Here is an 8,865-nt window from a genome sequence, read left to right as displayed (position 1 = left end):
TACGTCTCGTGGGATCGGAGATTTGGATAAGAGACAGATCTATCCTAATAGACTTAATTTACTTTCAAGTATCCTAGGTATTTAACTTTTGCTTACTAAGACCTTAGTCTATTAGTGCTTAACCTCGGCCTTTACTATGAGGAGATTAAATGGCTTCTGAAATTATTACTATTGACGGCTTTACCACGCTCTTTTGTGCGTGTGTAGTTTTACTAATTGGTCGTTTCTTAAATCGTTGGCTACCTTTCCTAGAAAAATATCACATTCCAACACCTGTTTCAGGGGGGTTAGTGGTAGCTATAGTTTTCGGGATAGTGTACTACACTATGGGTTATCGCTTTACTTTTGATAGCAATTTATCTAGTACATTTATGTTACTATTCTTTGCTTCAATTGGTTACTCAGCAGACTTCAAAAAACTTGCAGCTGGTGGTAAAGGCTTAGTTCTTTTAATCATTGCATGTACTGGTATGGTGCTAGTACAAAACGTAGTAGGTGTGAGCCTAGCTAAACTTTTAGGTTTAGATGGTCTTTACGGTCTTATTGCTGGTTCTGTTACTCTTGTTGGTGGTCACGGTACAGGTGGTGCTTGGGGTCAAACTTTCGAGACAACATACGGCTTAAGCAATGCAACTGCAGCTGCCTTTGCATGTGCAACATGGGGTCTAATCTCAGGTGGTATTGTTGGTGGTCCAGTTGCCGAGTACTTAATTAAACGCAACAAATTAAAAGACCTTAAAAATTCACAAGCGCAACAAAATAACGATGATGACGAACATGAAGCATTTGAAGATGAACAAAAACTTCGTCCAATTCGTGCAAGTTCAGTAACCGAAGGTATTATCTGTTTAGCATTTGCAATGTTCTTAGGTTCTTGGTTACATACTTTTGTAAGTGGCTTAAACCTAGCATACTGGCCAAACATTCCTAAATTTGTATATGTTCTTTTCATGGGTATTGTGTTAAGAACTATTTTACAAAGCGTGTTTAAACGTGAACTTAAAGAAGCTACTATTGATGTATTAGGTAACGTTTCTCTTTCATTATTTATCGCGATTTCATTAATCTCAATCAAAATTTGGGAACTATCAGCGTTAGCATTACCTATTTTAGTAATTCTTTCAATTCAAACTGTATTAGTAGTTCTTTACTCAATTTACGTTACTTTCAACGTAATGGGTCGTAACTATGACGCAGCAGTTATTTGTGCGGGTCAATGTGGTTTCAGCTTAGGGGCAACTCCTACAGCCGTAGCTAACATGCAATCAGTAACCAGTCACTTTGGTCCATCTCACAAAGCGTTCTTATTAATTCCTCTTGTAGGGGCATTCTTCATTGACTTTGTGAATGCGATTGCAATTTCATTATTTGCGACAGCAATTAAATAACAATTATTTTAAAAAGAGCAGGCTATATGCCTGCTTTTTTTGTCCTTAATTTACAAAAACTTAAAGAGTTTTTCTCAGAAAAAGAGCTCTATCCCTTGACATAAGCTTATAAATAATTTAAGATAAAACCATAGCGAGGTAATTATCCTCGTAACGGTTTTTTTCTTTTTTATTATTTATTTTACTTATACTGGAATAGGTTTTATGGCTCGTTGTGTATACTTTAGCTACTTTACTTACTACTTTTGGTGGCAATTTAGTTTTGCTAAATTTACACGTGCGTCTAGCAATAAAATCTGCAAGACATTCTTAGTAGCTTAAAAGAAATAATAAAAAGAGTAAGAGTTACTAAGCTTGTCTTAGTATTCTTAGACTTTTGCTGAGGCTTTAAAACACCACTCAGAGTTATGGTAAAGTCACAAGCATAAAGAAAACTATATCCAGATTTTACAAAAAAGGTTAGACACAAGTGTCTAACCTTTTTTTTATGACTAAATTTTTTTATTGAGGCGATTATGAAATCTAAAGTGTTAGGTTCTATGATGTTGGTTGCGGGCTCAACAATTGGGGCGGGAATGCTGGTAATGCCAATAAATTCTGCTTCGGTTGGCTTTGGGGTAACCTTTATTGAACTCTTAGTCTTTTACTTTCTTATGTTAATTCCTGCCCTAGCTATTGCCGAGGCAACCCAATTTGCTCCGCAAGGGACAAGTATTGCAGGGATAATGCAACGTACTTTTGGACTCACAGGCTATTTTGCTAATAACATTTTACTTTATGTTTTTGCTTATTCTTTAGCTTGTGCTTATATTTCAGGTATTACTAATGTTTTAGCACAAATTCTTAGCGTTCCTGAAGGATTTAGACGTATATTTACGCTACTATGTATTATTCCTCTCGGCTTAATTGTGGTAATTTCTACACGCGTAGCCGACTTAATTAATCGCGTAATGTTTTACATTATGTGCTTAGCGTTTATAGTTTTAGTAGGTATTTCTTTAACTAATATTAACCTAAGCTACTTAACTGCAGGTCCAGTATCAGCTACAGCTGTATACAGATCTATTCCAATTTTCTTCTTAGCTTACGGCTTTCATATTTTAATACCTTCGCTCTCTGATTACTTAGATCGCAATGTTAGAGATCTAAAAATTTCTCTCATTGGCGGCTTAACTATTCCTTTTGTGATCTTTACTATTTGGAATCTTGTAGTGCACGGTCAAGCAAGCCAAGAGCAATTAATTGAATTTGCCCAAAGTAATAATGTAAACATTGCGGGGTTAATTACGCATGGTACTCCTAATACTACTCTTGCTGTAGCTATTACCCTCTTTACTTTAACAGCTCTTTTAACTTCTTTTATAGGTTTATCAACAGCTTTAATTACTACTCTAAAAGAAAGCTTCAAAAAAGAGCAAGATAAACAACCTCAAGGCCTAATTGGTGCTGACCAGGATATTAAAGTAGAAACTAAACTGAACCGTTTAGCTCTCTTTGTTTTAACTTTTGCTTTACCAGCAGTAATGTTAACCTTTACGCCAGCAGCCTTTGTTTTCTTCTTAGGTTTTGCTTCAATTATTTCTACCCTGCAGGCAATGATCATGCCGATGGTAGCCTTAATAAAAATTCGCTTAACTAATCCAGATTTATATAAAGAAAAAAACGTATATCGCTTTTTCCTGCCAAGTTCACTTCTGGGCTTAGTGAGCGTAGCCTTTTTAATTATGGCTTTAATGGCCGACTTACATTTTTAAAAATAATTTAAGTAGCATAGCTCTTTCTAATTTTTTAACAACACTTACACTTACTTCTTTTGCTATGCTACTTAGTTTTTTTTTACAAAATATTTGCATTTTCTTTATGGATCATATTAATATGAAATTTTTACGATGGTGTAATAACTAGTTTTATTTTTTGAGGTATATTGTGAAATCAAAAGTTCTTGGATCTATGATGATGGTTGCTGGGACAACCATTGGAGCTGGAATGCTAGTGATGCCGATTAACTCGGCTGAAGTAGGCTTTCTTGCAACTGTTATTGAATTAATTATTTTCTTTGCCCTCATGATTCTTCCTGCTTTAGTAGTAGTTGAATCTTCGCAGTTTGCTCCACGTGGGAGTACTGTATCAGGGATTATGCGTTTAGAATTTGGTAATATTGGCTTTTTACTTGCTAATATTCTTTTCTACGTATTTGTGTATTCTTTAGTTTGTGCTTATATTTCTGGGCTTTCAAGTATTTTTGCTGAATTACTAGGCGTGCCAGAAAAATACCACAACTGGTTTATTGTTGCTACAGTTATTCCTTTAGGCTTAATTGTAATCTTTACTTCAGCTTTTGCGGATTTAGTTAACCGTATTTTCTTTTACTTAATGTGTGTTGCTTTCTTAGTGTTAGTAGGCTTTTCAATTCCTAACCTTAGAGCAGACTACTTAGCTTCAGCTCCTGTGTCCCAACAAGCTATTATGAGATCTATTCCAATTACTTTCTTAGCTTTTGGTTTCCACATTATTATTCCAGCACTTTCTGATTACTTAGACCGTAATTCTCGTGACCTAAAAATTGCAATTATTGGTGGTCTAGCTATTCCTTTAGTAGTATTTATTATTTGGATTGCTATGATACATGGACAAGCGAGCCAAGAACAACTTATTCAATATACACGTGAAGGTGGCTCAGTTAATATTGCCAACTTAATTGCTCAAGGGGATACTAGTCACATTAAAACCTTAAATGTAGCTATTACCGTATTCTCAATTTCAGCTTTATTAACTTCATTTATCGGCGTTTCTTTAGCTTTAATTACTACTTTAAAAGAAACCTTTGCCAAAAAATTACCTAAAAAATCTTCTTATGTAATTTCACACTTAGAAGAAAGATCAGAAAACAATATCTATGAAGAGACTGACCGTATTGAAACTTACTTAAATCGTCCATTACTCTTCTTAGTTGCTTTTGCGGTACCTACATTAGTAGTTATTTTCACTCCAGCAGCGTTTATTTTCTTCTTAAGTCTTGCCGCAGTTATCTTTACTATTCAAAATCTCGTAATGCCAACTGTAGCTTTAATTAAAATGCGCATTAAACATAAAGAACTCTATGAGCAAAACCCAACTCCTTATCGTTTATGTTTAAATAACATAGCTTTAGGTATTTTATCTTTAGTGCTTTTAGTGTTATGCTTTATGTAATAACCATTAGAGGTAGGACAAAAGTCCTACCTCTTTGTTTTTAGATTTGCCTCAAAGGTCTTTAAATGTGGTAGACTAATAGAAGAATAACTATCTTTTCCCTGTTTAAGCTCTATGCAGAACTTTGATTTTTATAACCCGACTAAAGTTGTATTTGGCACCGAACAGCTTAGTCAACTCTCAACCTTAATCCCGCGGCAAGCTAAGATTATGCTTTTGTATGGGAAAAGTAGCGTTAAACGCTTAGGTATTTTAGAACAAGTAAAACAAGCTCTGGCTCTACCTGCTTATCAAATTATTGAATTTGGTGGTATCGAGCCCAATCCAGATATAGCTCAACTTGTCGAAGCTATTTATGTTGCCCGCAAAAATAAAGTTGATTACCTTCTAGCTCTTGGTGGAGGGTCGGTGATTGACGCCACTAAATTTATTTCCGGGCATATAAACTATGAGCAATTTGATATCTTGCTTTTTGATGTAAACAAAGACTTATTTGAAGTTGCAGAACAAGATATTCTCTTTGACTCAAATAATCAAGAATTTATTAATACTCCAACTCCTTTTGGGGTAGTTTTAACCTGTCCTGGCACAGGTTCAGAAATGAATCGTTGGGCAGTTATTTCCGATAAATTTAGGCAAATAAAAATTGACTTTGGTCATGAAAACCTCTTTCCGCAATTTACAATAATTGACCCTAGTTTAACTTTAAGTTTACCGCAACGCCAAGTACAAAATGGGGTTGTGGACGCTATGGTGCATATTTTTGAGCAATATTTACTTGTAGATACTGCTCGTAATCAAAATGAAGTTGCTTGCCAAATGGCAGAAGGCTTATTACGCGTTTTATGGCAATATGGACCTTTAACTGTTGCCGAACCCAAAAACCTCGAATATCGAGCTAATTTTTGTTGGGCAGCAACCATGGCCTTAAATGGTTATCTTAGTGTGGGACTTAACGAAGAAGACTGGTCTTCCCATCAAATTGGCCATATGCTAACAGCTCTTTACGATATAGAGCATGCTCCGAGTTTGGCCGCTGTATTTATTGCTAACTTGCAACAGAGATTTGTGGCAAAAACTCCTGCTCTGGCTCGCTTTGCCCATCAGGTTCTGGGCATAAAAACAAAAAACCCGAGCAAGGCTGCTCAGCAAGCCTTAGAAAGGATTGCCGACTATTTTACCCGCATGCAAATGCCAATTAGCTTAGTTGACTATCGTCTGCAAAGACCACGCGTAATAATGCAATATATTAGCCAATGCATGCGTAAACAAAATCAACGTAGCTTTGGCGAATTTGCCCAAGTAAATAAAAAAATGATCTATGCGATCATTAAGTCTCAACCTTTGCGCATAAAAGAACGCCGTCGCGTTAAAATTTTATCTCATCTCCGGGTGGCGTGTAAAACTTACAACTTTAAAAAGACAAAACAAACAAAAAAATGAAGAGTTAAACCCTCTTCATTTTTTTTGTCCAGCAAGAAAAACCTTATAAAGAGTAGGGATTAAGCAAAACTCACTAGTCTTTTTTGTCGAAAACTTTTATGAATAGACATATTTTTATGCAAAATATAAAGAATATAATAAAATTACTTTAATTTTCTTGAAAAAAGTCTATAATAATTCTTAAGTATAAAAAAACAACATCTATATTTTTTATCTTTTACAAATTTATATTAACTTAGCTTGCTATAGCTCTCAAAAATGAGGAACTTAAGATGACACAATATTTATTTACTTCTGAGTCTGTAAGTGAAGGACATCCTGACAAAGTAGCTGATCTAATTTCAGATTCAGTATTAGATGCCATTTTAGAAAAAGACCCACGTGCTCGCGTAGCTTGTGAATCTTATGTGAAAACAGGTTTAATTTTAGTTGGGGGTGAAATTAGTACCTCAGCTTGGGTAGATGTTGAAGAAATTGCTCGTAAAACAGTAAACGAAATCGGTTATAACACTTCAGAACTAGGTTTTGATGGAAATACTTGTGCAGTATTATCATGTATTGGTAAACAATCAGGTGATATTAACCAAGGTGTTGACCGTGAAGACGAGTTAGACCAAGGGGCGGGTGACCAAGGGATTATCTTTGGTTATGCAACCGACGAAACAGACGCATACTTACCTGCACCAATTACTTATGCTCACCGTTTAGTACGTCGTCAAGCACAATGCCGTAAAGAAGGTATTTTAGGCTGGTTACGTCCAGATGCTAAATCACAAATTACTTTCAAATACCAAGATGACAAAATTGTTGGTATAGATACAGTAGTATTATCAACGCAACACAGCCCTGATGTTTCTAACGAAGAAATTCGTGCAGGGGTAATTGAAGAAATTATTAAACCAACTTTACCAGCAGAATGGATTGACAAGGATACACGCTTCTTAATCAACCCAACAGGACGCTTTGTAATTGGTGGTCCACTAGGTGACTGTGGTTTAACTGGTCGTAAAATTATTGTTGATACCTACGGCGGTGCTGCTCGTCACGGTGGTGGTGCTTTCTCAGGTAAAGACCCTTCAAAAGTTGACCGTTCGGCAGCTTATGCAGCTCGTCACGTAGCTAAAAATATTGTCGCTGCTGGTTTAGCAAAACGTTGTGAAGTACAGTTCTCATACGCAATTGGTGTAGCTGAACCAACTTCAGTGTTTGTTGAAACTTTTGGTACTGAAGTAGTTCCACGTGAAAAAATTACGCAATTAATTAAAGAAGTATTTGACTTACGTCCATACGGCTTAATTAAAGAATTAGATTTATTAAAACCAATTTATCGTAAAACAACTAACTATGGTCACTTTGGTCGTGAAGGCTTTAGTTGGGAAAGCACAGAAAAAGCTGCACTTTTACGTGAATTAGCTGGCTTAAATAAATAATAATTAAAGCAAAGATAAAAAAAGCAAGAGACAAAAATCTCTTGCTTTTTTTAGGCTCTAAATTTCAAGGGCACGTTGACGTAAGGCTAAAAGCTCTTTATTTAAGCCTCGCATTACCGTGCGCACAAAATGTTTATCTATGGAAGTTAAGCCCGCATTAACTACATGCATGGCACCTAGAGTTTGCGGTAAAGGTCTTATTTTACTTAAATCCAAATGAAAACGATAAAAACTTAAATTATCTAAGCGATGCTCTAAACGATGTTGTAAAGCCTGTAAGGCTTCTCCTTTAACATAATAGGCATCTATGCGACTGCTTTTACTTTGACAATCTATCCCCAAAGCCTCAGGATCTATGCCTGCAGCATTATAAGTTATAGCATCTACTTGTGCCAAACGTGAAAATGCCGAAGCTAAGCCTCCACCAAGCGAGTGACCTACGGCACAAACTAAATCCTTTTTCCCCGAGTTTAAAACTGCGCGAGCAATTTTTAAGGTTTGCTGATAATAAATAGATTTTTGTCGGCGAGCTTGTTTAATATTATTTGCCCAGTCATCCAAATGTAAAATTCCTGTACCTTTAAAAGCAAAAATAAAAGGTGGATAATAGTATTCATGCCAAACTTTTGGATCCTTGGCAAAAACTTTTACTTTAAAATGCGTAAAAGGGATAAGGAGATCTTCGGGCGTTAAAGAAAAACTAGCAAGAAACTCACGATTTTGACTCATGTCAATAAAACCTTCGGGAGCTGGATAGTCAGCTGGTTTGGCAGCAACTTTAGTGAGTTTGGCAAACACGGTTGCCATAAACATTTGCTTTAATTGTAAAGCTAAAGAAGTAGATTCACAAGTGCCTTTTAATTCCAAGTGATTAAGTAAATAAGATAATTCCGCAATTGCTTGCGTTAAGCTAGAAGCCCCAAAGGGTGGGGGTACTGCCTTAGGCGGTTTATCTTTACGTCTTAATTTAAGTTTAAGCTTAATAGGGAGCTCCTTATATAAAGAATAACTAGAATTTTATCCATATTATAAAAAAGAATGCCTTAAGAAGAAAATTTTTCTTTTTTATCAAAGGACTAACACCCTACAAAATATTAATTAAAGGGGCAAGAAGATTTAATCAGAAAGTGGTTAATTATTTTTGGCGTTATATCGGTGATATTTTTTGGAATATTTCTTTTAGGTTAATTATTTATCATTTTTAAGGTTAATATCGTAATTTTATTTTTGTGTAAAACATGCTTATTTTTAATTTTTACCCTAGCAAATATTTCACTTTATTGGCAAAAACATTTTCTCTTTTTTAATAATTTTAGTAACTACCTAATAGGGAACTCCTAAATATTTAAATTAATACCTTAAAATAATAAAAAATTGTGCATAAAGATATAATTATTTTCCCTACTTAATTA

6 protein-coding genes are annotated in these 8,865 nt (G+C 35.2%); 5 read left to right on the top strand and 1 reads right to left on the bottom strand.

Features of this window, described 5'->3' with window-relative positions; all coding sequences use genetic code 11:
* Positions 1-164: 164 nt before the first annotated feature.
* The 5 genes from gltS to metK all read left to right on the top strand — a co-directional run bounded on the left by gltS (position 165) and on the right by metK (position 7,453).
* A complete protein-coding gene (gene gltS / locus CJP74_RS07250) occupies positions 165-1,388 on the top strand; it encodes a sodium/glutamate symporter (protein WP_119497763.1) in 1,224 nt (407 codons plus the stop codon).
* Between the two features lie 515 nt (positions 1,389-1,903).
* A complete protein-coding gene (locus tag CJP74_RS07245; protein WP_119497760.1) occupies positions 1,904-3,142 on the top strand; it encodes an amino acid permease in 1,239 nt (412 codons plus the stop codon).
* A 172-nt stretch (positions 3,143-3,314) separates the two neighbouring features.
* Entirely contained in the window at positions 3,315-4,580 is a 1,266-nt protein-coding gene (locus tag CJP74_RS07240; RefSeq protein WP_147397069.1) for an amino acid permease, read from the top strand.
* Between the two features lie 114 nt (positions 4,581-4,694).
* Positions 4,695-6,023: an iron-containing alcohol dehydrogenase gene (locus CJP74_RS07235; RefSeq protein ID WP_119497756.1), complete on the top strand. Its 1,329-nt coding sequence runs from the start codon at positions 4,695-4,697 to the stop codon at positions 6,021-6,023.
* Between the two features lie 272 nt (positions 6,024-6,295).
* Positions 6,296-7,453 (top strand): methionine adenosyltransferase, encoded by a 1,158-nt coding sequence (gene metK, locus CJP74_RS07230; protein ID WP_119497755.1) that lies wholly within the window; start codon positions 6,296-6,298, stop codon positions 7,451-7,453.
* A gap of 57 nt (positions 7,454-7,510) precedes the next feature.
* Here the strand turns inward: metK and CJP74_RS07225 are convergent, their stop codons facing one another.
* Positions 7,511-8,260, bottom strand: coding sequence for a Tle-like phospholipase domain-containing protein (locus CJP74_RS07225; RefSeq protein WP_147397068.1), 750 nt, complete (start codon positions 8,258-8,260; stop codon positions 7,511-7,513).
* Positions 8,261-8,865 lie beyond the last annotated feature (605 nt).

The sequence above is a fragment of the Psittacicella melopsittaci genome (assembly GCF_003585925.1).
Lineage (GTDB): Bacteria > Pseudomonadota > Gammaproteobacteria > Enterobacterales > Psittacicellaceae > Psittacicella > Psittacicella melopsittaci.
This window is presented reverse-complemented; position numbering and strand designations above follow the sequence as displayed.

Excerpts from the sequence above, each read along its gene's own strand:
- CJP74_RS07245 (WP_119497760.1), top strand. The coding sequence starts at position 1,904 with ATGAAATCTAAAGTGTTAGGTTCTATGATGTTGGTTGCGGGCTCAACA.
- CJP74_RS07235 (WP_119497756.1), top strand. The coding sequence starts at position 4,695 with ATGCAGAACTTTGATTTTTATAACCCGACTAAAGTTGTATTTGGCACC.
- metK (WP_119497755.1), top strand. The coding sequence starts at position 6,296 with ATGACACAATATTTATTTACTTCTGAGTCTGTAAGTGAAGGACATCCT.
- CJP74_RS07225 (WP_147397068.1), bottom strand. The coding sequence starts at position 8,260 with ATGGCAACCGTGTTTGCCAAACTCACTAAAGTTGCTGCCAAACCAGCT.